This window comes from Streptomyces zagrosensis, assembly GCF_014203645.1.
In the GTDB taxonomy this organism is placed as follows: Bacteria; Actinomycetota; Actinomycetes; order Streptomycetales; family Streptomycetaceae; genus Streptomyces; species Streptomyces zagrosensis.
In genome coordinates, this window is the sequence record NZ_JACHJL010000011.1 from 90,570 (window position 1) to 116,400 (window position 25,831).

The 25,831-nt window shown below is 67.7% G+C and carries 21 protein-coding genes, 1 tRNA gene and 2 pseudogenes; 18 read left to right on the top strand and 6 right to left on the bottom strand.

Annotated features, from left to right (window positions below):
• Window positions 1–119: 119 nt before the first annotated feature.
• The 7 genes from FHS42_RS20965 (at window position 120) to ssuE (ending at window position 6,659) form a co-directional block, all read left to right on the top strand.
• Window positions 120–1,247 carry an LLM class flavin-dependent oxidoreductase gene (locus tag FHS42_RS20965; RefSeq protein WP_184574179.1) on the top strand — a complete coding sequence of 376 codons (1,128 nt, stop codon included), beginning with the start codon at window positions 120–122 and terminating at the stop codon, window positions 1,245–1,247.
• Window positions 1,244–1,900 carry a GNAT family N-acetyltransferase gene (locus FHS42_RS20970; protein WP_184574181.1) on the top strand — a complete coding sequence of 219 codons (657 nt, stop codon included), beginning with the start codon at window positions 1,244–1,246 and terminating at the stop codon, window positions 1,898–1,900. Before FHS42_RS20965 ends, FHS42_RS20970 begins: the two co-directional genes overlap by 4 nt.
• 17 nt (window positions 1,901–1,917) lie before the next feature.
• Window positions 1,918–2,925: an amino acid ABC transporter permease gene (locus FHS42_RS20975; protein WP_184574183.1), complete on the top strand. Its 1,008-nt coding sequence runs from the start codon at window positions 1,918–1,920 to the stop codon at window positions 2,923–2,925.
• 8 nt (window positions 2,926–2,933) lie between these two features.
• On the top strand, window positions 2,934–3,686 hold the full coding sequence (locus FHS42_RS20980; RefSeq protein ID WP_184574457.1) for an amino acid ABC transporter ATP-binding protein: 753 nt from the start codon (window positions 2,934–2,936) through the stop codon (window positions 3,684–3,686).
• 52 nt (window positions 3,687–3,738) lie between these two features.
• Window positions 3,739–4,722 carry an ABC transporter substrate-binding protein gene (locus FHS42_RS20985; protein WP_184574185.1) on the top strand — a complete coding sequence of 328 codons (984 nt, stop codon included), beginning with the start codon at window positions 3,739–3,741 and terminating at the stop codon, window positions 4,720–4,722.
• Between the two features lie 119 nt (window positions 4,723–4,841).
• Entirely contained in the window at window positions 4,842–5,939 is a 1,098-nt protein-coding gene (locus FHS42_RS20990; RefSeq protein WP_184574187.1) for an LLM class flavin-dependent oxidoreductase, read from the top strand.
• Between the two features lie 162 nt (window positions 5,940–6,101).
• Window positions 6,102–6,659, top strand: coding sequence for an NADPH-dependent FMN reductase (gene ssuE, locus FHS42_RS20995; protein WP_184574189.1), 558 nt, complete (start codon window positions 6,102–6,104; stop codon window positions 6,657–6,659).
• A gap of 973 nt (window positions 6,660–7,632) precedes the next feature.
• Here the strand turns inward: ssuE and FHS42_RS21000 are convergent.
• Window positions 7,633–8,241, bottom strand: a complete 609-nt coding sequence (locus FHS42_RS21000; protein WP_184574191.1) for an exonuclease domain-containing protein — start codon at window positions 8,239–8,241, stop codon at window positions 7,633–7,635.
• Between the two features lie 524 nt (window positions 8,242–8,765).
• Here FHS42_RS21000 and FHS42_RS21005 point away from each other — a divergent pair.
• Window positions 8,766–9,518: a type 1 glutamine amidotransferase gene (locus FHS42_RS21005; protein WP_184574193.1), complete on the top strand. Its 753-nt coding sequence runs from the start codon at window positions 8,766–8,768 to the stop codon at window positions 9,516–9,518.
• 459 nt (window positions 9,519–9,977) lie between these two features.
• Here the strand turns inward: FHS42_RS21005 and FHS42_RS21010 are convergent, their stop codons facing one another.
• Both FHS42_RS21010 and FHS42_RS21015 read right to left on the bottom strand, forming a co-directional pair.
• On the bottom strand, window positions 9,978–10,250 hold the full coding sequence (locus FHS42_RS21010; RefSeq protein ID WP_184574195.1) for a hypothetical protein: 273 nt from the start codon (window positions 10,248–10,250) through the stop codon (window positions 9,978–9,980).
• A 191-nt stretch (window positions 10,251–10,441) separates the two neighbouring features.
• On the bottom strand, window positions 10,442–10,693 hold the full coding sequence (locus tag FHS42_RS21015) for a hypothetical protein (protein WP_184574197.1): 252 nt from the start codon (window positions 10,691–10,693) through the stop codon (window positions 10,442–10,444).
• 551 nt (window positions 10,694–11,244) lie between these two features.
• Here FHS42_RS21015 and FHS42_RS21020 point away from each other — a divergent pair.
• The 3 genes from FHS42_RS21020 to FHS42_RS21030 all read left to right on the top strand — a co-directional run bounded on the left by FHS42_RS21020 (window position 11,245) and on the right by FHS42_RS21030 (window position 14,892).
• The gene (locus FHS42_RS21020; RefSeq protein ID WP_184574199.1) at window positions 11,245–11,652 is read left to right on the top strand and encodes a YciI family protein; all 408 of its coding nucleotides are present in this window, start codon (window positions 11,245–11,247) and stop codon (window positions 11,650–11,652) included.
• Between the two features lie 8 nt (window positions 11,653–11,660).
• Window positions 11,661–12,905 (top strand): RNA polymerase sigma factor, encoded by a 1,245-nt coding sequence (locus FHS42_RS21025; RefSeq protein ID WP_184574459.1) that lies wholly within the window; start codon window positions 11,661–11,663, stop codon window positions 12,903–12,905.
• Window positions 12,906–14,313: 1,408 nt separating this feature from the next.
• On the top strand, window positions 14,314–14,892 hold the full coding sequence (locus FHS42_RS21030; RefSeq protein ID WP_184574201.1) for a hypothetical protein: 579 nt from the start codon (window positions 14,314–14,316) through the stop codon (window positions 14,890–14,892).
• Between the two features lie 216 nt (window positions 14,893–15,108).
• On the opposite strand, the gene FHS42_RS21035 is transcribed toward FHS42_RS21030, so the two are convergent.
• Entirely contained in the window at window positions 15,109–15,468 is a 360-nt protein-coding gene (locus FHS42_RS21035; RefSeq protein ID WP_184574203.1) for a hypothetical protein, read from the bottom strand.
• 14 nt (window positions 15,469–15,482) lie between these two features.
• Window positions 15,483–16,739 (bottom strand): helix-turn-helix transcriptional regulator, encoded by a 1,257-nt coding sequence (locus tag FHS42_RS21040; protein ID WP_184574205.1) that lies wholly within the window; start codon window positions 16,737–16,739, stop codon window positions 15,483–15,485.
• 522 nt (window positions 16,740–17,261) lie between these two features.
• On the opposite strand from FHS42_RS21040, the gene FHS42_RS21045 reads away from it, so the two are divergent.
• From FHS42_RS21045 to FHS42_RS21060, 4 genes are all read left to right on the top strand, one after another.
• Complete coding sequence (locus FHS42_RS21045) at window positions 17,262–17,390, top strand: albusnodin family lasso peptide (protein WP_184574207.1); 129 nt, start codon at window positions 17,262–17,264, stop codon at window positions 17,388–17,390.
• 68 nt (window positions 17,391–17,458) lie between these two features.
• Window positions 17,459–19,156 (top strand): albusnodin/ikarugamycin family macrolactam cyclase, encoded by a 1,698-nt coding sequence (locus tag FHS42_RS21050; RefSeq protein ID WP_184574209.1) that lies wholly within the window; start codon window positions 17,459–17,461, stop codon window positions 19,154–19,156.
• A complete protein-coding gene (locus tag FHS42_RS21055; protein WP_184574211.1) occupies window positions 19,153–19,791 on the top strand; it encodes a lasso peptide biosynthesis B2 protein in 639 nt (212 codons plus the stop codon). Before FHS42_RS21050 ends, FHS42_RS21055 begins: the two co-directional genes overlap by 4 nt.
• Window positions 19,788–20,342, top strand: coding sequence for a GNAT family N-acetyltransferase (locus tag FHS42_RS21060; protein WP_184574213.1), 555 nt, complete (start codon window positions 19,788–19,790; stop codon window positions 20,340–20,342). The genes FHS42_RS21055 and FHS42_RS21060 overlap by 4 nt, the downstream gene beginning before the upstream one ends.
• Before the next feature lie 679 nt (window positions 20,343–21,021).
• Here the strand turns inward: FHS42_RS21060 and FHS42_RS21065 are convergent.
• Window positions 21,022–21,109: transfer RNA gene (locus FHS42_RS21065), tRNA-Leu, on the bottom strand.
• 458 nt (window positions 21,110–21,567) lie between these two features.
• Between FHS42_RS21065 and FHS42_RS39405 the strand changes: the two are divergent.
• The 3 genes and pseudogenes from FHS42_RS39405 to FHS42_RS21075 form a co-directional block, all read left to right on the top strand.
• Window positions 21,568–21,813: pseudogene (locus FHS42_RS39405) on the top strand (formate dehydrogenase accessory sulfurtransferase FdhD); the annotation flags it as partial.
• 315 nt (window positions 21,814–22,128) lie between these two features.
• Window positions 22,129–22,734 (top strand): annotated as a pseudogene (gene fdhD, locus FHS42_RS39165) (formate dehydrogenase accessory sulfurtransferase FdhD); the annotation flags it as partial.
• 1,037 nt (window positions 22,735–23,771) lie between these two features.
• The gene (locus FHS42_RS21075) at window positions 23,772–25,700 is read left to right on the top strand and encodes an exo-alpha-sialidase (protein WP_312866969.1); all 1,929 of its coding nucleotides are present in this window, start codon (window positions 23,772–23,774) and stop codon (window positions 25,698–25,700) included.
• The last annotated feature ends 131 nt before the right edge of the window (window positions 25,701–25,831 follow it).

Genomic DNA, 25,831 nt, shown 5'->3' on the forward strand with positions numbered 1-25,831 from the left:
CACCACCGCTACCCGCCAGGTCCCGTCGATCCGAGGCCCCTGCCCCCACGCCGCAGGCCATATCGGTGAGCCGGTATGTCGGCGTGTCACCCCATCACCCTTGCGAAAGGCCATGTCCCATGCCCGTGGAGTTCCTTGGCATCGCTGCCACCAACGACGGCTCCGAGACGACCGCGCGCTCCGGCGCCGCCTTCGACGCGGCCTACACCCTCCGACTGGCCCGGGCGCACGAGGAACACGGTTGGGACCGGGTGCTGTTCGCCTACGCGTCCGGATCGCCGGACCCCGCCCCGGCCGCCGCGTACATCGCCAGCAAGCTGGACACCTTGCAGGTCCTGCTCGCCCACCGGCCCAACGTCTCCTATCCCACCTATGCCGCCAAGACCTTCGCCACCCTCGACCAAATCAGTGCGGGCCGGTTGACCGTGCACTTCATCACCGGTGGCAATGATCACGAGCAACAGCGCGAGGGCGACACGCTCAGCAAGGACGAGCGCTATGCGCGCACTCGCGAGTACATCCAGATCGTCAAGAAGATCTGGACCACCCGGGTGCCCTTCGATCACGAGGGCGAGCACTACCAGTTCCACGACTTCGTCAGCGACGTCTTCCCCGTCCAACAGCCAAGGCCAGGCGTCTCGTTCGGCGGCTCATCGCCCGCGGCGTACGCGGCCGGTGGCGCCGAGGCCGACATCTACTGCCTGTGGGGAGAGCCGCTGGCCAAGACCGCCGAGCAGATCGAGGCGGTGCGGGCCGCGGCAGCGGCTGCTGGCCGCACCGACACCCCGCGCATCCAGGTCGCCTTTCGCCCGATCATCGCCCCGACCGAGGAACTAGCCTGGGAGAAGGCCCACCGCACGGTCGGCGCCATCCGGGCCCGGCGCGAGCAGGGGCTCGTACGGCAGCACCGAAGCGGCGACCCGGAGAACACCGGCTCGCAGCGGCTGATCGCCATAGCGGACGCCGGAGAGCGCTACGACCGTGCCCTGTGGACCCCGACAGCGGCGGCCACCGGCGGCGCGGGCAACTCCAATGCGCTGGTCGGCACGCCCGATACGGTCGCCCAGGCACTGCTCGACTACTACGACCTCGGCGTGGACATCCTCTCCGCGCGCGGTTACGACCTGCTGGATGATGCGATCGACTTCGGGCGGTATGTGATCCCGATCGTGCGCGAGGAGGTCGCCAAGCGGGACGCGGAGCGCGTGGCGCGCGGCCCGCAGACGCTCGCGGTGGTGAACGGATGACCTCCGTCGCCCAACCCCCGTCCGAGCTGACGGTCGTTCGGGTCACGGTGTCCGACCCCCGCGTCAAACCACTGCTGCGCGAACTCGGTGCCGAGTACACGGCCCGTTACGGCGGTGACGCCCACGCCGAGCTGGCCCGCTACCCCGACGAGCAATTCACCCCCGCTCATGGCGGAGTGCTGCTTTTGCTCCTGGAGCGCGGGACGCCGGTCGCGGGCGGCGCCTTCCGCCGGTACGACGCGACATCTGCCGAGCTCAAGCGGATCTGGACCCACTCCGCACACCGCCGGCGCGGCCTCGCCCGTCGGGTCGTCAGCGCATTGGAGTACGAGGCGCAGTCTCGCGGCTACCGGCGGATCTACCTGACCACCGGGCCGCGGCAACCCGAGGCGCGCGGCCTCTACCTGGCCACCGGCTACACACCGCTGTTCGACACCGAGGCCGACCCGGAAACCATCGGCCCGCTCCCCTTCGAGAAGCACCTGCCCGCCGCGCAACACCTCTCCGCCACCCACCTCGACGCGCAGCACCTACCGGATGCGCAGCACCTACCCGACGCGCAGCTCCCACCCAATGAGCAGCACATCGCCACCGAGCAGCAGTTCCGCGCCGGGCCACCACGCCCCGCCGAGCAGCAGTTCCCCGAGCAGTGATGAGCAGGCACACCACGATGGGAAATACCACCAAAACTGCACCGCCCGGCGCGGCCCCCATCGACGCCGGCCCGCACAGACCCGACCACGGCGACCTCGCCGCACTCAAGGTCGTTCCCACCCGCCACTACGGCCGGTGGGCGGCGGCTGTGGCCGTGCTCGTGCTGACAGCCCAGTTAACGCACGGTTTGATCACCAACCCCGTATGGGAGTGGGGTGTCTTCCGTTCGTACGTACTCTCCGAGACGATCGTCCAAGCGGTCGGCTTGACCCTGCAACTCACCGCTTACGCCACCGCTTTGGGCTTCACCCTCGGTACCGTGCTGGCCTTCATGCGGCTCTCGCGCAACCCGGTGCTTCAGACCGTGGCCTGGGCCTACATCTGGATCTTCCGATCCATCCCGATGATCGTCCAGTTGGTGTTCTGGTTCAATCTCAGCGCCCTGTACGAGCGGCTTGGCCTCGGCATCCCCTTCGGCCCGGTCTTTTGGTCCATCGACAGCAACAGCCTGATCGGCACGATGGGCGCAGCCCTCATCGGTCTTTCGCTGCACCAGGCCGCGTACGCCGCCGAGATCGTGCGCGGCGGCGTCATCTCCGTCGATCACGGGCAGTTGGAGGCCGCCGCCGCGCTGGGCATCCCCAAGCTGCGGCAGATTCGGCGGATCGTGCTCCCCCAGGCGATGCGCGCGATCCTGCCTACGGCCGGCAACGAGATCATCGGCCTACTCAAGGGCACATCCGTGGTCTACGTCATGGCGATCGGTGAACTCTTCTACCAGGTACAGGTCATCTACGGCCGCAACGGGCAGGTGATCCCGCTGCTGATGGTCGCCACCGCCTGGTACGTGTTCCTGACCTCCGTCCTGTCGGTCGCGCAGTATTACGTCGAGCGTCGCTTCGCCCGCGGGGCCAACCGCAACCCGCCACCCACCCCGCTCCAACGCGCCCGGCGCTTCGCGGCCAACCTCCGATCCGCGGCGCGGCACGACGCGCCGGTCACACCCGTGGGAGGCGGCCGATGAGCGGCGTCATGGTGGACGTTCGCGGCGTCCACAAGGGCTTTGGACCGCTGAAGGTGCTGCGCGGTGTGGACCTCCAGGTTCGCACCGGCGAGGTGACCGTCATCCTCGGCCCTTCCGGCTCCGGGAAGTCCACCCTGCTACGCGCCATCAACCACCTGGAGAAGGTGAACCGGGGTTGGATCAGCATCGACGGCGAACTGATCGGCTACCGACGATCCGGCGACAAGCTGTACGAGTTGCGTGAAAAGGACATTTTGCGGCAGCGCACCCACATCGGGTTCGTCTTCCAAAACTTCAACCTCTTCCCTCACCTGACCGCCCTGGAGAACATCGTCGAGGCCCCCATCTCGGCGCTGCGCCGGCCGCGCAAGGCCGCCGTGGTGGCCGCCGAGCGGCTGTTGGAGCGGGTCGGCCTCGCCGACAAGGCCGGCGCTTACCCGCGTCAGTTGTCCGGTGGGCAGCAGCAACGAGTGGCCATCGCCCGCGCGCTCGCCCTCGAACCCAAGGTGCTGCTCTTCGATGAGCCCACCTCCGCGCTCGACCCCGAACTCGTCGGCGAGGTCCTCGATGTGATCAAGGACCTGACCCGTACCGGCACCACCATGATCATCGTGACCCATGAGGTCAGCTTCGCCCGTGAGGTCGCCGACACCGTGGTGTTTTTGGATGGCGGCGTCGTCGTGGAACAAGGGCCGCCCGCATCCGTACTGGACGCCCCGCAACACGAACGCACCCGCGCCTTCCTGTCCAAAGTGCTCTGAACCGCAGAAATTCGGGCCACTGTCACCGCGCTCGCGAGCAAGGAGAACCACCATGCACGCCCCCTCGACCCCACGTACCGCAGCAGCCGTCTTCGCACTCGCCACGTCCCTCGCCTTGGCCGCGTGCAGCAACCCGTCGGACGGCGGCACGACGGAGGTCGCGGCCACCTCTGGCGCCCGTACAAAGATCAACCTCAGTCCAGATCAAAGACGCATCAGTACGCCCAGGGTCGAGTCCATAGCGGCCAAGGTCCCCGAGTCGATCCGCGAGCGAGGCGCCTTGAAGATCGTCAACTCATCTGGCTCGTCAGCTCCGCTGGTGTTCTACGCCAACGACAACAAGACCACCATCGGCGTCGAATCCGACCTCGCCCACCTGGTCGCCAACGTCCTGGGCCTGCGGCCCCAGTTCAACACGGCCTCCTGGGAGAACATCTTCGTCGGCCTGGACAGCGGCAAGTACGACGTCGGCTTCAGCAACATCACCGACACCGAGGAGCGCAAGAAGAAGTACGACTTCGCCACCTATCGCAAGGACGACCTGGCCTTTGAGGCCCGAAAGGGCAGTGGCCTGAAGGTGACCGGGCCCAGGGACGTCGCAGGCAAGACGGTCGCCGTGAGCAGCGGCACCAACCAGGAAAAACTGCTGGTGGAGTGGAGTAAGACCAATGAGCGCGCCGGCCTCAAACCGGTGAACATCAAGTATTACGAGACTCCCAGCGACACCTACCTCGCGCTCGCCTCACGCCGAATCGAGCTCTATCTCGGCCCCAGCCCCACCACCGCGTACCACGTGGCCGTGGCCGGGAAGACCGAGATCGTCGGCACCCACTCCGGCGCCGGTGCCAGCCTCCAGGGCCTCATCGCGGCCACCACCAAGAAGGACAACGGGCTGGTCGAACCGCTGGCCGACGCCCTGAACGTGGTGATCGACAACGGCAGTTACGCAAAGGTCCTGGGACGCTGGGGCCTGTCCGGCGAGGCCCTGACGAAGTCGGAGATCAACCCGCCTGGCCTGCCCACGACCAATAAGTAGCCGCCCCACGGCACGAGACCGTACGGCCTCGGCTCCCCACCCCCGTATCGGGTGCCGAGGCCGGAGCCGCGCACTGTGCTGAAACGTTCCTTGCTGAAGACGTGCCTTGGAGGTTCCCCGTGCGATTCCAAGTTCTGACCATCGGCGGCCACGCCCCGCACCCGCTGACCGGTCAGCTCGACAGCGCCGCCGACCGGCTCGCCGAGATGGTGGAGACGGGGGTCGTGGCCGAGGAGCTGGGGTTTGACGCGTACGCCGTGGGTGAGCGGCACGCCGGGCCGTTCCTCTCCTCAAGCCCCACCGTGCTGCTCGGCGCGCTGGCCGCCAGGACCACCCGGATCAGGCTGCTCACCGGAGTCACGGTGGCGGCCATCTTGGACCCGGTGCGCGTCGCGGAGGACTACGCGACCGTGGACCAGCTCTCCCGGGGGCGCGTCGAACTGGTCGTCGGCAAGGGCGCGGAAATGGGCCACTTCGACCTCTTTGGCCTGGACGAGAGCCTTCAGTGGGAGTACCAGGCCGAGAAGTACGAACTGCTCCGCAGGCTGTGGCACGAACAGAAGGTGACGTGGGAGGGCCGGTTCCGCCCGCCGCTCACGGACGCCACCACCCTCCCGCGCCCGTACGGGGACCGACCGCCGCGCATCTGGCACGGCTCGGCAACCAGCCTCAACTCCCCGGAGCTCGCGGCCAAGCACGGCGACCCGCTGTTCAGCGCCAACGCCATCCAGCCGCAGGCGGCGTACATCCGACTCATCGACCACTACCGCGAGCGCTTCGCGGCCTACGGCCATGACCCGGCCGGGGCCTATGTCGGTGCGGGTTCGGGAGGGCTGTTCATCGCGGACACCACGCAACAGGCGGTGGCTCGCTTCAAGGACTTCTACGAGGCCCGCGTCCAGCAGACGTACAAGCCCCATCTGGCGGGAAAGCCCGGCTACAACACGCCCTTCACCACCATCGAGGACGCCATCGCGGATGGCCCCCATCTGATCGGCAGCCCACAGCAGATCATCGACAAGATCCTCGGCTACCACCAGGCGTACGGCCATGACCTCCAGTCCATCACCGTGGACAGTTCCGGGCTGCCGCTGCCCGAGCAGATCGACCAACTGCGCCGCTTCGCCGAGGAGATCGCACCCGTGGTACGACACGCGGCGCCCACTCGCCTGTGGCAGCGCGCGGCGGACAAGGAGCGGGTTGCCGAACCGGGCTAAGGCTCGCCCCATGCCCGTATCCCGCAACCCGCAACCCGCAACCCGCAACCCGCTGGCTCGATGACCCCGAAGCCCCCGCCCGCACCATCCGACCGATTCGGCCGCCGCATTCTCGCCCGCGCAGGGTCTGAGCCCAGCCGGTACTCCTGAAAGGTCACCCTCATGGCCACCGTTCTTTCCGTCTCCGGAAGCCCCTCCGCCTCCTCTCGCACCGCCCGATTGCTACGCCACCTGGACGCCCGGCTCGCCGCACAGGGGCACGAGGTGATCCCCCTGGATGCCCGAACTCTGCCCGCCGATGCCCTGCTGGGCGCCGACTTCGGGCATCCGGCGATCGTCGAGGCCACGGACCTGTTCGCCCGGGCGGACGGCGTGGTGATCGCCACTCCCGTCTATAAGGCGGCCTACTCCGGGCTGTTGAAGTCCCTGCTCGATCTGCTCCCGCAGTACGCCCTCACCGGAAAAACCGTTCTGCCACTGGCCACCGGCGGCACCACCGCCCACGTTCTGGCCATCGATTACGCGCTACGCCCCGTGCTCAGCTCCATGGGCGCCGCGCACATCGTGCAGGGCTGGTTCACGCTCGACACGGACCTCCTAGTTGGCGGCGACGGCGCGCTGACCATCGCCCCAGGGCCGGCCCGGGCCGTGGAGCGGGTCGTTGACCAGTTCTCCGCCGCACTCGGTGGCCGCATCACCCTGCTGGCGGCCACGGGATGAACATGCTGCCCGCATGGGGCGCAGGCCACCGGCCCAGCACGAGCGCCCGCCACCCCCGGCCGATGGCCGGCAGCGAAGCAACGGGAACTGCCCGGCCCCGGCGACTACCGGCTGCGCGGACACGGGCGCAACCGCGACGACGGTGACCCCCGCGAGGACGGTGACCCGGTGGAGAAGTACATGATCCGGGTATGGTCCGCCCCGCAGCGCGAGCCCATCACGGTCACGTCAACCAGCGAGATCGCGGTCCGGTGGCAGCGCGAGTGAGGGGTCAGGTGGCAGCGCGAGTGAGGGGTCAGCCGGTGACCGTCGCGGCAGCCGCGCACCGACGCATCAGCCAGCCCGCCCGCCTCCGACGCTTCGTGGTCCATCATGATTGGCCCATCATGATCTCGCTCCCCTTGAGTGCCTCCGCGGAGGCCATGGCGATGATCGCATCGCCTGCCTTGAGATGCGGCAGCGACGCCATGGTCAGCCGGCAGTGCGCGTAGACGTTGGTCTTGACGACTCGGTCGGTCGGGGGCGCAGTGGGGGCAGTGGGCGCGGTGGGCGCAGCCGGGCGGTACCAGGCAAGAGCCGATCATCGACGGGCGCCCGAGTGTGTCCTGTTTCGCGTCTTTTGTATGCCCTGGGTGGAACAGGAGGGCACCGCAGAGAGTTGAACCAGGTGTGGGTACGAGGGGAACAGTGTCCCCGGGCCTCATCTCATGCCCATGGGGAAGATCGTTCGGCTGAAGCCCCATGGCGCCTTTCGCCGAGAGGCGACCGCCCTTCGTGCCCTCTGATTCCGCCCCGGCCGGTCCCCCCACCGGTCGGGGCTTCTCGCTGCCCAAGCCTGCCGTCGTCGGCCGCCATAACGGCTGACCGATGTGGCGGGCGTCCAGCCGGTCGTTCCCGGGCCGTGGGTGGCGGCCTCCCACCCGGGTTCCTAGCCGACGCCACCGGTCCACGGCCTTTCGGTGAACAGCCGGCCTCACGCCTCGGGAGGCAGGAGGCATCCCTGCGGCAAGGTGGCGCCAGCGGCGCATAAATGCTTGATGGCGGCAGCGAAGGAATAGCAGTCGAACAGCGCCGAGTGCTCCTCCCCAGCAACAGGTTTGGGAAGACCAAGAACGCGCCAAAGACGTCCCACATGAGACGAAGCGGTGGCCGGCGCAATGGCGTTCAGCCAGGGTCGAATGTTCAAGAAATTGGCGCCAAGGAAGCCGTTCTTTACCTCTTCGCCACGAGAACGCGCCCAACCCACGTTTTCCCCGAGAACGACCATGTCGTTCCCGTACGAGAGCACTGACTGCCCCCGACAAAAGGCCAAGAACTCGCCCAACGCTTGAGCCGGAGGAAGCCCCTGTCGGTCCACCGATTCCTGCTGGATTCCAGTGAGGCCAGTGAAGTACGTGGACAATCGCGGGTTAACTAACGGCTTCACCAGCACCTCGTACTCTTCCACCACGCTGAGGTCCTCACGTACCCGTAAGGCGCCGATCTGAACGATTTCACGAAGCTGCCCAGGCGCCGACCAATCCCGCTCAAGCGCTCCTTGCCACGACGTGAACTCAAGGTCAAACAGAACAAGGGTTGACAAACCAGTTCTCCTCATCCATTACACGTGCACCTCGCTCAGCAGCAGCGCGCTATTCCGCGTCCGATCACATGCCACCACATCGCATGACGGATGCCTGCTGCCTCTCCCATCTGAGCACCTAGCACCTATCGCACAGTGCCAGCGTGACCGGCGACAGCCCGGACGCCAACAGCACGACGGGCGACAGCGACACCTACGCCGTCCACGTTACCCAGCAGTCCGCCACGGCCGTTGGGCCGTGCCGGCAGGCGCCAGGAGGCGGGGAGTGCGGCCGACAGCGCCGCGAGAAGGTAAGGACCAAAAGGCAAAGACCAGTGGCCCAGGTAAAGACCAGTGGCCCCGGGCGACGGGGCGACGGGGCGACGGGGCGACGGGGCGACGGGGCGACGGGGCGACGGGGCGACGGGGCGACGGGGCGACGGGGCGACGGGGCGAACCGTACCCACCCAGACCGGGGATGACCTGCCACGTTAGGGTGAATCTCCCCCTAACGCCCCCCTCTGTTTCCACAAGGAGATCGCCCCATGCCCGCGCGCACCGTCCTGATACTCCAGCACGTCGAGGTAGAAAAACCCGGCCTCATCCTGGACGCACTGGACGGCAGCGGCCTCAACGTCGTCATCCGGAACCTGGTCGATACGCCGGGTGCCTCAGCGAGCGACCTGCCGCCGGCATCCGACCTGGCGGGTCTCGTCGTCATGGGCGGCCCCATGAACGCTGACGACCTGGAAGGGCACCCGGCACTGAAGCTGGAGCGGCATCTGCTGGCCGACGCGCTGCGGTCGCGGACTCCGTCGCTGGGCATCTGCCTGGGCGCCCAGCTTCTCGCCCGCGCCCACGGCCTGGCTGTACGGACAGGCGCCGAACTCGGCCACGACAGTGAGATCGGCTGGTCCCCGCTGCACGACGTGGACCGCAACGACCCGGTTGTCGGCCCGCTGGCCGACGCACCCGCCGTACTCCACTGGCACGGTGACCGCATCGTGCCCGCCCCCGCCACCCGTGTCCTGGCCCGCACCCACACCACCGAGTGCCAGGCGTTCCGCGCCGGCCCGGCCGCCTGGGGCCTCCAGTTCCACCTGGAGGTCACTCCCGGCCTCTTGGACGACTGGCTCACCGAAGCGCCCTTCGCCACCGAGGCCAGGGACGCCCTGGGTCCCGACGCCACGACCCGGCTGCGAGCCGATGCCCGCGCCGCCGCCCCAGCCCTACGCCCCCTGGCCGAGCAGAGCCTGGCCCACCTGCGGACCCTCTTCGTACAACGCGCCGGCCTCTAGTCCCCGGGCCTGCCCGCAAGCCGAGGGCTGCCCTCTCCTCGCGCCCTCGCCAGTGAACCGTACTGAGGCGTGAGCGAGGCGGGCACCATCCCATCGACCGCGGTAGCCGACGCAGGGTGGCGGCGCCGCAGACTCTCCACGCGCCCACGGTCACCGCCGCCCCTAGGCTCACACGGGTCCGCGGCCGGCGCCGTCGATACGTGACCAAGTGGCCTTCGTGACTCCAGCGCGTCGCCCCAGAGGGCGGGAACGACGCGCTGCCGTACTGCCTCGTCGCCTCCACCACCGGCCATGCCTCCCCTGGCCCGGGAGATGGTCGCACTCTCCCCGTGGGGGCGTGGGTATCACTGGTGAGCGGCAGGGGCCGGCACAGCCTGGGGTTGTGCCTGCGATCGTTCTCGCTCATCAGCGACCGCGGCGTTTGTCGCAGGTCGGCTTAGCTCACCGGTGGTCGCTTGCTTACTTGTTGTGGCTGCCGCGCACGTACTTGTTGTTGTTGTTGTCGTGGACATGCTTGTTGTTGTTGTCCTGCACGAGCTTGACGTTGTCCGAACAGTCCGCGTTGTGCTGGTAGTTGCTGAGGATCGGAATGGGGAGGATCGGGATTTCGTTGCAGTTGAGGATGTCGCCACCGTTGCCGTACCTGGGGCTCTCCTCACCGGCGTAGGCACTGGACGCCAACCCGGCGACCAAGGCCATAGCGGCGAACGAAACAGCGAGAGTCTTCTTCATCTTTCCTCCATAGGAAGTGAGGGTCGGGAGGTACGAGCGAGAGTCCCGGTAATTGTCGGGACGCACTGGGTTACGTCTGCTGAGCAACAGGTCCTGCAATGCCCCGTTGTTGACTCACAACAAACGGCGTAAACCCTGAAACACAGTGCGCGGCAGCGCCCCATCGAGGCGAGAACCGCCCTCTGCAATGCTCAGCGGGCTACCTTGCTGCTTTTCGAGCAGTCCACGCTGTGTTGGTAGTTGCTCAATAGCGGGATCGGGAGAATGGGGAGTTGGAAGCACGTCAGAATGTTGACGTTGTTGTGTGCGATTCCCCCGCCACCCTTCGCAGCATCGATAACATACTGCGGTTTCTCTTCCCGGTCGTCAGCCTGCACGGCTGCTGCGGAGACCAGTACGGCGATGACCGCCAGCAGCAAGGTGGCAAAGCGCGTCCTCTTCATGTACGTAGCCTCTCTCGACCATGGCCGGCACTTGGAGACGTCCAGCCCCACGAGCCAGCAATTAGCGGATCTGCGACAGGAGCTGTTATGTGCCCCTCCGCAGAAACCACTATGAAACTCATCGGGCGGACTCCTCGAAGAGACACGCCGCTCACACATCAGACTCTTATCGGATAGGCCCGATAGTGGCCGTTCCCTGCTCCCGTGGTCGCCCGCAGGCCCTCCCACTGTGAGGATTTCGGCGGGCTCCTGTGCGCCGCAGCCGCGCACAGGGGCAGCCGGTGACACGAGGTTTGGGAGGGCGAGGCGGAAGGGGTGTCAGGGCGGGGGCTCGGTGGCCGGCCCGGGGTCGAGGGCGGCGCGGCCGTTCAGGAGGTGGGGCTCGCCGCGACCGCTGGTCTACTCCGGCCGCAAGACGGCTCCACCAGGCTCAGATACGAAATAAAAAAGTTGGACGGCAGTGTCGAGAACCTGTCGAGAACCCGCGACCGGCTCCGTCCTCGCAGTGAACGCGACCACAATGGGTCGTACCAGCACCGAGGAGAACCACGATGGCCAAATACTTGCTGCTCAAGCACTACCGCGGCGCCCCGGCAGCGGTCAACGACGTACCCATGGCCCAGTGGACGCCGGAAGAGATCTCGGCTCACATGCAGTACATGCAGGACTTCGCGGACCGGCTTGAGGGGACCGGCGAGTTCGTAGACGGTCAGGCGCTTGCCCCCGAGGGGACGTTCGTCCGGTACGACGGCGAGGGTCGTCCGCCGGTCACCGACGGTCCATTCGCCGAGACCAAGGACCTCATCGCCGGCTGGATGGTGATCGACGTCCACAGCTACGAGCGCGCCGTCGAGCTGGCCGGGGAGTTGTCGGCCGCCCCTGGGGCGGGCGGGAAGCCGATCCACGAGTGGCTTGAGCTGCGCCCGTTCCTGACCGCGCCGCCCACCATCACTGAGTGACCTCTCGGATGAACGAGGTCCTGCTCCGGAGCCTCACACCGAGCGTGCTCGGTATCCTCGTCCGCCGCGGAGCCGACTTCGCGGCGGCCGAGGACGCCGTGCAGGAGGCGCTCATCGAGGCGATCCGCGTCTGGCCGGCAGACTCTTCCCCGAGTTCTTCGAGCCAGGAACCCCCCGTACGGGACCCGAAGGGCTGGCTGGTCACCGTGGCCTGGCGCCGGTTCATCGACGCGACCCGGGCGGACGCCGCCCGCCGTCGGCGTGAGGAGCTCGTCGAAGAGGAGCCTGCGCCCGGGCCAGCTCCCGGGGTGGACGACACGCTCCAGCTCTACTTCCTGTGCGCCCACCCCTCACTGACGCCGTCGTCCGCGGTTGCGCTCACGCTGCGCGCCGTGGGCGGGCTGACCACCCGCCAGATCGCCGAGGCCTATCTGGTGCCCGAGGCGACCATGGCGCAGCGCATCAGCCGGGCCAAGCGCACCATCTCCGGGGTTGGGGTCTCCCCTGCTCAAGCGGGCCCGAGAGCTCGGGGAACGTTCAACCAGCCCGGTGACGTCGCCACCGTGCTACGCGTCCTGTACTTGGTCTTCAACGAGGGCTACTCCGGCGAGGTAGATCTCGCCGCCGAGGCCATCCGACTCACCCGGCAGCTCGCGTCTGCGATCGACCACCCCGAGGTGGCGGGGCTGCTCGCCCTCATGCTGCTCCACCACGCCCGTCGCGCCGCCCGGATCGCGCCCGATGGCTCCCTGGTGCCGCTGGCCGAGCAAGATCGCGGCCGGTGGGACACGGAGGCGATCGCCGAGGGCGTCGAGATCCTACAGGCGGCCCTTGCCCGCGATCGGTTGGGCGAGTACCAGGCCCAGGCCGCCATTGCCGCACTCCACGCTGACGCGCCCACCACCGAGGAGACTGACTGGGTGCAGATCGTCGAGTGGTACGACGAGCTCGCGCGCCTCACCGACAGCCCGGTCGTCCGGCTCAACCGCGCGGTGGCCGTTGGTGAAGCCGATGGGCCGCGCGCTGGCCTGGCGGCACTCGCAACGCTGGACGCCTCTTCCGCAAGCTCTGTGAGCAGGGGACATCCCGTGCCCCGCTACACCGCGGTAGCGGCGTACCTCCACGAGCGCGACGGCGATCTGACGAAGGCGGCACGGCTATACGCCGAGGCGGCCCAGAAGGCACCCAACCTCGCCGAGCGCGACCACCTGACGCGCCAGGCCGCCCGGCTCAACGCCCGCCTGCGTCGTTGACGGGTCGCGCCCCGGTCATCTCGCGGCACTTGGCGCGGGCACGTGGCACTCGGCGCGAACCGGCGGCGCTTGGCGCGGCCCCGAAGCATGCGGCCCGCGGCCGAAGCGTTCGCCTCACAGCGAGTTGGCGGATCACGACCCGCTGCGCCACGCGTTGCCAGCGGGGAAGTTCAACGGTGCCGGCATACGAGCTGAGAGCGCGGTGTCTCGATAGACCCGCCCACTGAGATGCCTGCTGAAGATGACCCAGCCGCGACGGTTCGGCTGTCTGAAAAGTGGCTCACCCAAGCTCTCCCACGGTGGCGAACGTGCCACCCGCCCACCGCCCCTAGCCTTCGACGATCTGCTCATTGGCCCTCGCGTACTGTGCAGCCCAACCCTCCCGCGGGGACTGTGGGCGCGGGTGGACACCCGAGGCGGGGATCGGTGAATGAGGCAGGCACACGAATGCAGTCCATAGTCGAGGGCCCGAGAGCGTAGCCCAACGCACGGCTGGCGGCGCACAGCACCGTATCCACGTCCCTGCCCCTGCACAGTGATCGAGGGCTGAGCGACGTGCTGAACACCGCTGCCCCGCCCGGCTCCGGTGTCGGTGTCGGTGTCGGTGGGAGGTCAGCGCTGCTGGAGGTGTCCGGTACGCCGGTGTTCGTGAAGCGGGTGCCTCTCACGGAGATGGAGCTCCACCCAGACCACGTCCGATCCACGGGGAACGTGTTCGGACTCCCCCTCTTTTGTCAGTACGGCATCGGCGGGCCGGGGTTCGGGGCGTGGCGGACGTGTAAGGCACGATTCAGGCACAGCTAGCGAGGCACTTCCGGTCCTACTCACTAGGGGTCGCGCCTCTCACTCGCCCGAAAACTACCCATACTCTTGTGTCGAGTAGACGAGGTGTCATATGCGCGAGACTAAACATCACATACAACCCCCTTGACACACCCGGGGGTAATCATTACCTCTCATACTCAAGAGAACCGCGGGCCCCCTTTCCTCTTCGCTTGCGTGCGAGTTTGGTTAATTCGCAATCGCTCAAGCGATGAGTTGTTTTTGCGCTCACGGGATGCGCTTCCCGAGCCTTTGGCGGAAGAATTCGGCTCTTGGCTCCAGGCCGTGGCCGCGGCTTACTCCCTTAAGCTCTGCCCCGCCGCGCGAACGCGTCTCGTCTACCGCGTGCCGGAGAGGCCGGCCGCGCGGTAGCGTCGGTCCTCAAGTGGGTCTTCGAGTCAGGCAGTTGAGCGCGGTGAGCGTCTGCACTGATGGCACCTGGGGAGGGGTAGTGGGCAACGAGCCACAACGACACGTACGACTGCGCTTGGCGCGACAGCGGCCAGCTCCGGGCCGCGTTAGGCCCAGGACACGCGAGGAGACACCTCAGCCCAATCCACAGCCTCCGGCCAAGTGGTGGCGTCGGATGGACTGGATGAAAGCTGCGACGGTAATTGGAGCCGCAGCAGCTATCGGGAGTGTTGCCTTCACTGGTGTGGCGACATATTACAGCGCCATGGTTTCCCGGGACCAGCTTGAGCAGTCGCAGGAGGATGCGAGGAAAAAGGTGCACGAGCAGGCGGAACGCGTCACCTGGTGGCATGAATTCAATGGCGGCAAGGGAGGACGGCGGGCAATTTGGGTGGTAAACAGATCACACGATCCCATCATGGACATGGACGTGTCTATCGCCCACAATGGAGAGAGAGGTGAATCCACTACAAACTTGGACTACTCAACGAGACTGCACATATACAATCTTGCGCCCTGCACCGCCATGCGCATAAACCCACCCTTGAAGCCTCGGTTCGTGGTGCTGGATGTCGAGTTCACCGACTCGGCAAACAACAGGTGGGTGCGTGACAGAATTGGCACTTTGAGCAGAACCGATTACGGTGTAGATCCAGAGGACAAATACAAGAACCTCAAACACACCAATGCCATATGGGACGGCAACTCCCGGCCGACCAAACCCGCAGAAGGGTGTGGTGACAGCGAACGATAGGCGCGATTTACGGCGAGGGACGTGCGCCAGGAATGCTGTAGCACTACGGCTTGGTCACTTCCCTCGCCGATGCCGTCAGCCACAGACGATGCCGCCGCGTGCTACCGCCCGCAGGTCCGTGCTCCAGCGCCGCTCACCACGTGCTGTTTCAGGGCCTTTCCGGCCCCGGTTGGCCATACGTTGGTCACGTGACCAATCCTTTGGCCCCGGCCCTGATCAGGACTTTTCGATGACCTCGAAGATATCGGCGTCGGTCTCCTGCTGCCATACCGGAAGGTCGGGCCAGTCGGCGACGTACCCCGGCTTGGGGTCCTCGAAGTGCTTGAACATCTGCGCCGTCCAGCACACCGCTACGAACCGGCCCTTCTGTTCCCGAGACAGTTTGGCCGTGTGGCCGTCACTGAGCTCGATGAACTGGCGGACCTGGTCATAGACGGCACCTGCGGCGTCACGCTCCCACTGCGGCGTGTCCTCCCAGGGGGTGACATACCCGGGCTTGGGCTCCCCCGGGAAGTGGCGGTGCACTCCTTTGATCCAGGCTTCCCGGAACACTCGTGCACCTTCGACCTGCGACATGCCAACCCCTCTCGTCACGGCGTGCTGAACGTGGCGATCTTCGCCCCCAGCTCCGCTACGCGGCGGTCCTTACTCAGGGAGCCGAACTCTTCGCACAGGGCTTGGAGTCTACGGGCGATGTATCCGGACGCTGAGGCTTGGGCCAACTGGAAGGCTTCCCGCCCATACGCGACGACCTGTTCAGGGTCACGCCGCTTCGCCCCCACGGCGGCAAGGTCGGTCAGCACAGCGCCTCTGCGCCGGTACGACTGCCCAGAGGCCAGGGCGGTCTGCGCTAGCGCTTTCTTCAAGGTCTCTTCCGCCAAGTCGAGTCGGCCAAGCTGCACGTATCGTGCTCCGCGCTCCTCGGCCAACCGCGTGCCGTCGAAGCGCAGCCAGCCACCGTTGGTGCTGTCCGTGGTCAGCTCCCTCACCTGCTCGGCGTTGTCGAGTGCACGCTCGCACGCGGTCAGGTCCCCAATGCCGGCGTACGCCTCGGCCTGGACTGAGGCGACCCAATGCCGGGTAGCGAGGATGCTGTCTCCCCGCTTGGCCAGTCTCTTCGCAGCTACAAGGATCTGCGCCGCCTGGCGGTAGCGCCGCTCCGACATGGCCACGTACGCGTGGCGCACGAGGGCACACGCCCACAGGTCGTAAGCTCCGGCGTCCTTGCTGACGGACGCTGCCAGGGAGTACGACGCTGCCGCGTCGGTGTACCGGTTGGCATCGAAGGCGACTTCTCCGGCCAGTTGGTAGAGGTCGGCTGCTGCGTTCAAGAGCGGGCGCGAGTTACCTCGGGTGTCCGCTGCCAGGGCTTCATTGAGTGTCGCTAGCTGATCGCGAACGATGAGGTAGACAGTCCCCTTGGAGCGGGCCAGTTGGTAGACCTGCCAAAGGTGGCTGTTCATCTGTGTGAAGTCAGCGGGAGCACCTCTGCGTACCCCGTCCGTAAGGGCTTCCGCCTCGTCGAGAGGTAAGGCGGTGAGCGCTCCACTGACGGTGAGGATGCGGAGGAATTCGCGGCGGATCATTTCGTCAGGGTCTCCCGCGCCAGGATGGTCATCGGATTGCTGCCCTGAAATCTCATGGCTGACTCCTCGTGGCTGCGCCAGGAGGGCGTCAAGCTCGGTGAGGCTGGCTTCGAGAGCATCGGCCAAGCTCGGTCGCTGAGGCGGTTGAGGAGTGCTTCTGCCGCTCTCCCAACGCCCGATGGTCGTGCGGTCCACTCCGAGTAACTCGGCCAGTTGCTCCTGACTGTAGCCCAGAGCTTTGCGCCGTTCGGCCATGCTCATGGGTGCCCCTCTTCGTGACCCGCGCCGCCCTGCCCCGTGCACGGAAGTGCATCAAGACTGCCGCATAAATGCTGTGGGATGAACGGCCTTCCGGCGCTTTTCTTGGAGTTGTCGCAGAACGGCACGGGAGTGGACGGAGAGAGGCCGCAGAGGTGGCAGCGAAGCCGCATGGAGAGCGCTCGTCACGACGCAGGTAGTACCGCCGGTCGGCACCGCGGGAAGGGGCACGACCCCATGGGATCGGTACTGACCGGCACTTGGGTGTTGGGCAACATCCTTGCCCTGTTCCTCCTCTGTGCCACCGCAACTCAGCATGTCGGACTGGGTGACCTCGCGTTGCGCCCTTGGCTGACCTGTCGGCGCCGGGCCAGGAAGCGACCGGCTGAGGAACCGAGCGCGGATCATCTAGCGATCCGGTCTCAAGCCCCTCCCGGACCGCGTAACTCGCTCCGGGAGGTCGCACCACCGTGGCGGGGAAGCCCCCTCCGCGCCCAACAGATTCCGAACGGAGATGAGAGAACCATGGAGGACCGTTCCCAGCTCGACACCGAGCCAACGGAAGAGGTCGTGCCTCTGGAGGACGCGGCGCTTCTGACGAAGGGCAACACCAGCTCCAGCGTCGAGAACAAGCGCTCGCCCTACGGGGCCTAGCGACCGGCGGCGGCATCTTCGCGGAGGTGCCGCCGCGCCCTTTCCCGCTCGTCAGAGGAGGTGCCGGAATGCGTTGGTTCGGCGGGGCTCTCGCCCCTTACGGCACGGCCCCCAGACCCGAGGGTGCTCATGCCCTGTGGCAGAAGCCCGACGCTTGGGTCGTGGGCACCACGGTGCGCCAGGCGGAGAGCGAAGGCGGGCGGCGGTTGGCGGTGTTCGGTCCATGCGGCGCGACGGACAGTGAGCTGGAACGGTTGGCCCGACGCACGGACTTGCGGGAATTCGACGCGGCGGCTACGGCTTGGGCTGGCTCCTACGCCCTGGCCCTGGACGACGGCACGGGATCGTTCTTCCTGTGGCCCGACCCGGCAGGTTCGTGTCCTCTGTACGTGGCCGAGATCGACGGCGTATCCGTGTGGGCGTCCAGCTCACTGGCGCTTGCCTCCCTGCTGGGAAGTCGGCCGGACACGGCTTGGCTGGCCGCTCACCTTGTACACCCGACCGCTTGGACGCCGGGGCGGTCGGCGTGGACTGGCGTTGAACAGGTGCCGCCAGGGCATCGGTGGACGGCTCCGCGAGACGGGGCGCCGTTCTCTGTTCCCTACTGGCGGCCGAGTTCCTCCGTCTGGCCGGAAGCGGTGGACAGGCTTCGGCTCGACCTGTCGAACAGTGTGCTGATCCGGGTGAGCGGGCGGGAAGCCTCGTCTGACCTGTCCGGCGGTCTGGATTCCAGCACCCTCGCGGCCTACGCCGCACAGTGCGGACCGGTCGTAGGGGTCACCTTCCACCCCAAGGGGCGGGAGTCGGGTGGAGACGTAGACCACGCGCGCGCGGTGGCTCGTGCGTTCCCTTCCATCCGGCACCGTTTCATGGCATTGGGGCGCGAGCATCTCCCGTTCACCGACCTGGACCCTCTGGTCTTGACTGACGAACCGGCCCCGTCCTCCGTGACCATCGCCCAGCTCTTTCATCAGTTCGCCCTGCTGACCGAGGAAGGTGCCTCCGTGCACCTGACTGGGGACGGCGGAGATTCCCTGTTCATGCCTCCCCCTGTCCACCTTGCCGACCTCGCCCGCTCGGGCCGCTTTGTCCGTCTGGCCCACGATGCTCAGGCGTGGGGCCGCCTCTACCGTTCGAGCCCCTGGCCCGCTATGGCCGCAGCGTGGAACGCACCCGATCGACTAGGTGGCGCGTCGATCCCGAAGCCCTGGCTCAACCGCCAGGCCACCACGCTGGCCGAGTCGGTCATCTCGACGGACACGGCCCCTGATGGCTTGGGCTACGCCGACCGCCACCTTCTCAGCGAGGCGCGGTACGTCGGCCGTACCGCCGCGACGGAGGACCAGCTTGCCGCCACGTACGGCATCGAGATGCACAACCCGTTCACGGATGCGCGGGTCCTGGAAGCCGTGTTGTCGGTCTCCGCTGCGGCGCGGTGGTCAGCCCGCCGGTACAAGCCGCTGCTCACCGACGCGGTTGCGGGCCTCCTGCCCAGCGAGGTCCTGCGGCGAGGCTCCAAGGGGCTGTTCGCAGTGGAGCACCACCACGGGCTACGGGCCAACCAGGCGAGCGTGCTGGAACTGGCTGACGGGCGCCTGGCAGATCTCGGCTTGGTGTGTCCAGCGGTTCTCCGCTCGATTCTCCGACGTGCCGTGCTCGGGGTTGACGTTCCCTGGGGGTTGCTCGAACCGCTCCTTGGCACCGAGCTATGGCTACGTGCCAGCGACACCGCGACCGAGAGCGTTCGTTGGGAGGGCAGGCAATGAACGTCCCCGTTCCGAGTCGTCACACCCGTACGGCGCTGGCCGCTGCGGTGGGCGTGGTCGTCAACTATCGGTTCGGAACGACCGTGGTCCTTACCGGCGATTCCCTGACGCGCTGGCTCGCCTCCCTAGAGCACAGCGAGGCACCGGCCCCCATCACTGTCCGTGCCTCCCAAGTCTCCTGGGGAACCAGGGAGTCGTCCGCACGGCTCGACACGCTGACACCCCCGCCATGGTCGTGGCGCATCGCGGCGACCGTGCTTCTCGCGGGCACTCTTGCCGCGCGCCACTTGGGACGGAGACGCACACGATTCGGCCGCTTGGTACGTCTGGCCGAGGCGGGCCGCAACCTCCCGTACCCAAACCGGACGCACGCCAGCCTGGCGGTCCGTTCGGTCCGCTGGGTCGCGCGTGCCTTCCCCGCTCGTGTCGCATGCCTGGAGGAGTCCACGACAGCCGCGCTCCTGCTGGCGGCGGGCGGACGTGGGGGCGCCTGGAGACACGGCGTGGCCACCGACCCAATCCGCATGCACGCCTGGATCTGTGACGTTCACGGTCAGCCTGTCGAAGAACCGGTTCAGACTGGTGACTACACGCCCATCAATGGATCAGAGCCAACGTCGAAGAGGTACCGATGACCGACCCGCACATCCTGCTTCCGGGCAAGCGCGTCAGCCTGGCGATGCCGAACCGCGAGCACCTACCCGAATACCACCGCTGGGAGAATGACCCCAGCACGATCCTCGGGTTCGGAACACAGGTCCCTCAGTCGTGGGAGGTCCGTGCCGGCGGTTGGGAAGCCACAGGCCGAAACCGGGACTTCCCCCAGTTCGAGGTGATCACCACCGAGGACCTCACACCAGTCGGCATCACGACTCTTCAAATCGACCAAGCCGTCCGGACCGCCGAGTACGTCATCCTTCTGGCGCCCGAAGCGCGGGGCAAGGGGCTGGCCACGGAGGCAACAGCTCTCACGCTTCGGTGGGCGTTCGAGTACGCCGCGCTGCGGATGGTCTGGCTGAAGGTGCTGGAGCCGAACGCGGCAGGGATCACCGCATACGAGAAGGCCGGGTTCGAACCCGCTGGCCGCCTGCGACAGTCCGGTTACTGGCTCGGCCGCCCCTGCGACGAACTCCTGATGGACGCGCTTGCCGAGGAAGTCACCGCCTCCGCCGACTCGATGAACTGACTTTCCCCAGGCCCCGGTGCTCTCCACTCGCGCCGGGGCCTCTGCGTCTCCGTGCGCCTGTCTCAGGCGCTCTCCAATGTGCCGGTACAAAGGTGTCGCACAGGAGATTCCCGGCGCCTTGGCAATGGCCGCGACGCTCTCTCCCTTGGCATGGCGGGCGCGGGTTACGGCTAGCTTGTCGTCGTCCATCACGGTCGGGCGTCCACCGTGGTTGCCCTTACGGGCCGCAGTGTCCAGCCCTTCCACCGTCTTCTCCCGGATGCCTCCCGCTGCACCTCGGCGGCCACGGCCAGCACGGCGAACACGATGGCACCCGCCGCTGGCGGACGGCACGCAACCGTCTGCACCTGCCGGACAACTTCCGGCTGCACGACTGGCGGGCATCGAAGATCACGAACGATCTCGACAACCACGAGAACCCGGTAGAGGTCTCCGCCAAAGCCCGGCACCACTCGCCGGGCTACACCATGACCCGGTACGGCAGGCGTCGCGCCGAGGGAGCTAAGAAGCTCGCAGCCTCCAGCGCATCCCGGATCGGCCTGTCAACCATGGGTCTGGGCCCTGCTGGTCACGAGTCGCGAACCGCCCCGTCCGAAGCGGCGGAAAACTCCACTGGTCACGCTGCGGGTCACGTGAGGCCCAGAAAAGCAGAAAACCCCTGGTCAACAGGGGTCTGAGCTGGTGTCCGAGGGGGGACTTGAACCCCCACGCCCGATAAAGGGCACTAGCACCTCAAGCTAGCGCGTCTGCCATTCCGCCACCCGGACCAGGTGTGCTCCGCGGTTGCCCGCGGCGACAGGGATAACGATACCAAGGATTCGCAGTGCGTTTCACCTGCGTATCCGTGCCTTCCGGGCCGCAGAGATGAGCCGGGGGCGGCGTGCGGAGGGTTGATGTGGTGGATACGCAGAGTGAAGGCATGGGGTGCGCTTTACTCGGGGTCGGTGGGGTCGCCTGTGGGGGTCAGTGAGTGACGCGGCGAGTGTGCCCGGGGCGGGCGGCGGGGTGGGGTGGGCGCAGTTCTGGCCGGCATGTGCTGGCCCAGGGGCTAGATGACCTCGCGACCTCGCGACCTCGAACACCACAGCATCGGCGCCGGCTCGGGCCTGGTGGGGTATGCCGCGAGGCTCGTGGCGTGCCGCGATGGGTGACAATACGGAGGTCAGGGCCCGGCTAGAGGGACGGTCGGCCTACTGCGCGGAGACGATCAGGACGGACCGACACCATGGGACGGGTCACCGAACGACGGCGCGTAGTGCGCATCCGCAACGGGGTGGTCAGCACGCGCCCGGACACGCTCGTCGCCGAGGAGCCGTTGGAGATCCGGCTCAACGGGAAACCCCTCGCCATCACGATGCGTACGCCCGGTGATGACTTCGCGCTGGCCGCGGGGTTCTTGGTGAGTGAGGGAGTGCTGGGGCGCGCCGACGAACTGGCCACCATCGCGTACTGCGCCGGGGCGGTCGCCGAGCTTGCGTCGGAACCCGGCGAGCTGCCGGACGAGGGTCTCGACGGGCCCTCGGGCAGGCATCTCCATGCACTGCCCGGGGGGCGTCTCGGTGGGCCTCCGGGCGGGGAAGGCAACGCACCCGGAGATGACCGAACGAGCGGGGACGGCCGAGCCGGTGGGGAGGGGGCGGTAGGGGACGGTGGGGCGGGTGCGACCGGCTCTCGGCGTAACGAGGGCGTTGGCGGGTGGTCGGGGGGCGCAGGTGCGGCGGCCGGGAGTGGTGCGTACCCGATCGTGAGCACCAACGGGCTGGAGGATTCCGCCGCTCGCCGGACCGCCGGCGCCCGTAACCTCGCCAATACGTACAACATCGTCGACGTGCGGCTCGCGCCCGGGGTGCCTGTCCCCGACATCTCGCTGGAGCGCAACGTCTACACCACGTCCTCGTGCGGGTTGTGCGGGAAGGCCAGCCTGGACGCGGTGCGGACGATAGCCCGCTGGCCCGTGGGCGATCCCGCTTCCCCGGTCACCCTCACCCTCGACACGCTCGCCGCGTTGCCCGACCGGTTGCGCGCCGCGCAGCGGGTCTTTGACCGTACCGGAGGGCTGCATGCCGCCGCGCTGTTCACGGCGGAAGGCGAGCTCGTGGACGTACGGGAGGACGTGGGGCGCCATAACGCCGTGGACAAGCTCATCGGCCGGGCCCTTCAGGAGGGCCGGCTGCCGCTGTCGTCCAGCGTGTTGCTGGTGTCCGGGCGCGCGTCCTTCGAGTTGGCGCAAAAGGCGGTGATGGCGGGCATTCCGGTGCTCGCCGCCGTGTCGGCTCCATCATCGCTTGCGGTGGACATGGCCGAAGAGACGGGGCTGACGCTCGTCGGCTTCCTGCGGGGCGCGAACATGAACGTGTACGCCGGCGCTGAACGGATCGTGTGGGAGGAGTAGCACGGAACGATCGTCGCGGGGCTGGCTGTCGCGACCCCGGCGGCCGGCGCGCAGACTGCGCAGACCGGGCACACCATGCCCGATGCCGTCAGCGGCCAGGGCAATGACGGCCGCCGCGGCATAGTGCGCCAGCTCCTTCAATACACCAGCGGACTCGCCAACTACACCAACTCTCCGGGGCGTTCCCCGCCGATCACTCGGCGGATGGCTGCTACCGAAACCGCTACCGGCACTACGCCGCCCGGGAGTTGGTGCCGAACTCGGGCGCCAGGTGGACACCACGATCATGAAGCTGTCGGCCGCGGATGCGGCGGGGCGCTGACCAGCACGCCGGTTGACAGCAACGCCTTCTTCAAGGCCCTCAGCAACGGCCGGGTGCTGCGTTCCGCAGAGCTGGACGAGATGCAGACCCTCCACCCGAAGCCCGACGAGCCGCGACGCTCGTACGGCCTTGGCATCGAGACGACGCCGCTGAGCTGCGGTGGCTTCCCCCCGGCACCACGGCGGCAATGCGCCCGGCCACGCCAGCGAGAACGGCATCGGTGCCGATGGGCGGCGGACCGTCACCGTCACGGTGAACCGCTTCGATGTGGCATACGAGTGGCATACGAAAGGAAGCAGGGACGCGAAACCCGCAGCACCGCACTCCGCACCCTCGCCGTCCAGGTCCCCTGAGTGGGTGAAGCCCGGACGTCGCACGGTTCTTGTAGGGAGATGCGGGAGACAAGTAACTTCTGGCATGCGCACATAGGACGTGGGATGTCTTGATGTCCAGATGCCTTCGAAGGGCAGGTCCGAGTATGGCGTCAGAACTGCACGCAGACCCCGCGAGAGACGGCAGATCGCACCCACTCAGATCCGAGCAGCGACTGCACCGACTGCACCCTCCCCACAAGGTACGTTCGGCGCACCGGCCGTACGCTCCCATCGGCCCGGACGTCCACCACGGGTCGTCCGGCACGGACTGCGCACACGGCCCCCGCAGGTCGCACGGCCCACGGTTCCGCGGCCGGCGCCGGACGGCGTTATGGACCCTCGTGGTGCTCGCCCTCCTGCCGACCCCCGTACGGGCCGTGGGCCCCGACCGAGCCGCCTCCACAACCGCGGACGCAACCGCGGATGCAACCGCGGGCACAACTACGGGCACAACTACGGACACAGCCGTAGCCCCGCCCGCCTTCGAGCAGCAGGTGCTCTTCAAGGCTTCCCAGGATGGGGGCTATTCCTGTTTCCGGATTCCCGCCATCGTTGAGACGCGGAACAAGACCCTGCTGGCCTTCGCCGAGGGCCGAGTGGGTAACTGCGGCGACGCCGGGGACATAGATCTCGTCCTCAAGCGGTCCTTCGACGGTGGGCGCACCTGGAGCCAGCTCAAAGTCATCGACCACGGCGACGGCGACACACACGGCAATCCGGCGCCGATCGTGGATCGTCAAACCGGCCGGGTTCTGCTCGCCACCACGTACAACAAGGGCCGTGACGACGCGCAGAACTGCGAGGTGCCTTGCGACCGCAGGCCGCATCTCCAGCACAGCGACGACGACGGCGCGACCTGGTCAGTCCCCCGCGACCTGAGCACCGACATCCGGGACCCGGACTGGGACGCCTGGTACGCCACAGGGCCGGTGCACGGCATCCAGCTCACTCACGGCAAGCACGCGGGGCGCCTGGTCTTCGGCATCAACGCGGAGAGTTACGGCGCCGATCGCATCACCGACAACCATGCGGCGCTGGTGCTGAGCGATGACGGCGGCGACTCCTGGCGGGTCGGCGCGCTGGACAGTTGGCCGCTGGCGCAGAACGGAACGTTCCGGCAGAAGCCGTCCGAGGTGACGCTGGTGGAACGCGAGGACGGCGCCATCTACGTCAATGGGCGCGAGCAGGACGGCACGGATCTCGGCCACCGCGATGCCGCGGTCAGCCAAGATGGCGGGGAGAGCTTCCAGGCGCCCTTCCAGGCGCTACCCAGCCTCTACACGCCCATGGTGCAGGGTTCGGTGATCCGGCTGCGCGGCGCTGGCACCGGTGAGCGCGGTCCTGGCCGGCTGCTGCTGTCCGCGCCCGCCGATCCGGACCGGCGGCGGACCATGATGATTCGTTCCTCCTACGACGAGGGCCGAAGCTGGGAGAGCGTGGATCGCGGCAAGGTGGTCACCACCGACTGGTCGGGCTACTCCGACATGGTCCGCACCTTCGACGGTTCGGTCGGACTGCTGTACGAGGGCGGGACGGCCGACGCCCGCGATGAGATCCGCTTCGCCCGCTTCACCGAGGACTGGCTCGGCCCGCGCCGCGGCCCGGACCCGACGACGGCGGACGGGGGGCGCCAGGCACGGCCCGCCGCGGTGCTCGGCGGGGCGCGTACGGGCGAGGGGCGCTTCGGTCAGGCGATGCAGTTCGACGGCGCCGACGACGCGGTACGGCTCCCCTTCCGCGGTGCGCTGCCGCTGGGCGAGCGGGACTTCACCGTCAGCCTCTGGTTCCGCTACTCCGCCACCAGTGGCGAGCAACCCTTCTTGTGGATGGGCGGGGTCGGCAACAGGTCGCCTCAGGTAGCGGTGCGCGGCGAGCCGGACAACGGCCGGATCACCGCGTCGATGCTGACTCTGAGCGGCGCGGCGCCGCCGGTGACGACCACGGTGCACGCGGCACGCGCGTACAACGACGACCGCTGGCACCATCTGGCGCTGCGGCGCGGTGGCGGGGAACTCGCCCTCTTCGTGGACGGCGTGCCCATCAGCGTCGCGGCTGCGGCGGGCTCGGTCAGCCGCAACGCGGTCTTCGGCGTGCACGTCGGGCAGAAGGTGGACAGCAGGTCGCATCTGCGGGGAGCGCTGGACGAGGTGCTGGTGCTCGACCGGGCCCTACCGGACGCGGATATCCAGCGGCTGCGCAGAACGTCGGCGGAGGACATCGCCCGCGGCGGCTCGGTGCTGTGGCTGCCATTGGACCAGGTACGGCCGTAGCATCCGCCGCCGATCGGCCGCCGGTACGCAGCGCGGGCCTTGCGCCTGTGGGCCGTACCGGCGGCCTTCGTACGCTCCAACGCTCCGGCCCGTACCCACTGGCCCGCGTGCCGCCGATACGCATCAGCCCG

Coding starts and splice junctions, on each gene's coding strand:
- FHS42_RS21035 (WP_184574203.1), bottom strand. CDS start 15,468: ATGTCGCAGGTCGAAGGTGCACGAGTGTTCCGGGAAGCCTGGATCAAA.
- FHS42_RS20975 (WP_184574183.1), top strand. CDS start 1,918: ATGGGAAATACCACCAAAACTGCACCGCCCGGCGCGGCCCCCATCGAC.
- FHS42_RS21045 (WP_184574207.1), top strand. CDS start 17,262: ATGGAGGACCGTTCCCAGCTCGACACCGAGCCAACGGAAGAGGTCGTG.
- FHS42_RS21050 (WP_184574209.1), top strand. CDS start 17,459: ATGCGTTGGTTCGGCGGGGCTCTCGCCCCTTACGGCACGGCCCCCAGA.
- FHS42_RS20985 (WP_184574185.1), top strand. CDS start 3,739: ATGCACGCCCCCTCGACCCCACGTACCGCAGCAGCCGTCTTCGCACTC.
- FHS42_RS20980 (WP_184574457.1), top strand. CDS start 2,934: ATGGTGGACGTTCGCGGCGTCCACAAGGGCTTTGGACCGCTGAAGGTG.
- FHS42_RS21025 (WP_184574459.1), top strand. CDS start 11,661: ATGAACGAGGTCCTGCTCCGGAGCCTCACACCGAGCGTGCTCGGTATC.
- FHS42_RS20965 (WP_184574179.1), top strand. CDS start 120: ATGCCCGTGGAGTTCCTTGGCATCGCTGCCACCAACGACGGCTCCGAG.
- FHS42_RS20970 (WP_184574181.1), top strand. CDS start 1,244: ATGACCTCCGTCGCCCAACCCCCGTCCGAGCTGACGGTCGTTCGGGTC.
- ssuE (WP_184574189.1), top strand. CDS start 6,102: ATGGCCACCGTTCTTTCCGTCTCCGGAAGCCCCTCCGCCTCCTCTCGC.
- FHS42_RS21015 (WP_184574197.1), bottom strand. CDS start 10,693: ATGAAGAGGACGCGCTTTGCCACCTTGCTGCTGGCGGTCATCGCCGTA.
- FHS42_RS21060 (WP_184574213.1), top strand. CDS start 19,788: ATGACCGACCCGCACATCCTGCTTCCGGGCAAGCGCGTCAGCCTGGCG.
- FHS42_RS21040 (WP_184574205.1), bottom strand. CDS start 16,739: ATGAGCATGGCCGAACGGCGCAAAGCTCTGGGCTACAGTCAGGAGCAA.
- FHS42_RS21020 (WP_184574199.1), top strand. CDS start 11,245: ATGGCCAAATACTTGCTGCTCAAGCACTACCGCGGCGCCCCGGCAGCG.
- FHS42_RS21005 (WP_184574193.1), top strand. CDS start 8,766: ATGCCCGCGCGCACCGTCCTGATACTCCAGCACGTCGAGGTAGAAAAA.
- FHS42_RS21055 (WP_184574211.1), top strand. CDS start 19,153: ATGAACGTCCCCGTTCCGAGTCGTCACACCCGTACGGCGCTGGCCGCT.
- FHS42_RS21010 (WP_184574195.1), bottom strand. CDS start 10,250: ATGAAGAAGACTCTCGCTGTTTCGTTCGCCGCTATGGCCTTGGTCGCC.
- FHS42_RS21030 (WP_184574201.1), top strand. CDS start 14,314: ATGGACTGGATGAAAGCTGCGACGGTAATTGGAGCCGCAGCAGCTATC.